This is a genomic window from Geminisphaera colitermitum TAV2, from assembly GCF_000171235.2.
Taxonomy (GTDB): Bacteria; Verrucomicrobiota; Verrucomicrobiia; order Opitutales; family Opitutaceae; genus Geminisphaera; species Geminisphaera colitermitum.
Map to the genome: position 1 here is coordinate 1 of NZ_ABEA03000066.1, position 848 is coordinate 848.

The 848-nt window shown below is 68.4% G+C and carries 1 protein-coding gene; it reads left to right on the forward strand.

The window, feature by feature from the left end; genetic code table 11:
* The coding region (locus tag OBACDRAFT_RS07265) for a DHH family phosphoesterase (RefSeq protein ID WP_043584227.1) at positions 1-848 on the forward strand (848 nt) is incomplete at both ends.

Sequence of the window (848 nt, forward strand, 5' to 3'; positions counted from 1 at the left end):
CCCTCGTCGTCATCGGCCACGCCCGCCCCGACGGTGACTGCATCGGTTCGCAAACCGCCCTTGCCCTCGTCCTCCGCGCCCGCGGCCACGACGTCATTTGCGCCAACCCCGACCCCGTTCCCCGCCGCCTCGAATTCGCCGCCGCCGCCGGCACCCTCACCTGGCTCCGCTACGACGACCTCGACGCCGACGCCGCCCGCCTCGGCACCGAACGCACCGCGCTCTTTGTTGATTGCGCCGGCCCCGACCGTGCCGGCCTCCGCTTTCAGGCCCGTTACCCCCGTCCCGCCGCCAACATCGACCACCACCTCTCCAACCCCAACTTTGCCGCGCACAACCTCGTGGATAACACCGCCGCCGCCGCCTGCGAAATCCTCGCCGGGCTCTTCCTCGACAACGACCTCCCCATCGACGCCCCCATTGCGCAGGCCCTCTACACCGGCATCTCGACCGACACCGGCCAGTTCCGCTTTCCCGCCACCACCGCCCGCACCTTCACACTCGCCGCCGACCTCGTTGCCCGCGGAGCCAATCCCGCCATCGCCGGCTACAACCTCTACGAACGCGAGACCTTCGCCAGCCTCAAGCTCAAGCAACGCTTCCTCGACTCGCTCCAACTCGAATGCGGCGGACGCGCCTGCATCGGCCTCCTCCCCGACGGCATATTCCAACAACTCGGAGCCAGCCCCGAGGACACCGAAGGTCTGGTGGACAACGCCCGCAGCATTGAAGGCGTGGAAATAGGAGCCCTCATCGAAGAACGCGCCGACGGCATCAAAGCCAGCCTCCGCGCCAAAGACGCCCGCTACCGTGTTGACCGCATCGCCGCGCAATTTGGCGGAGGCGGC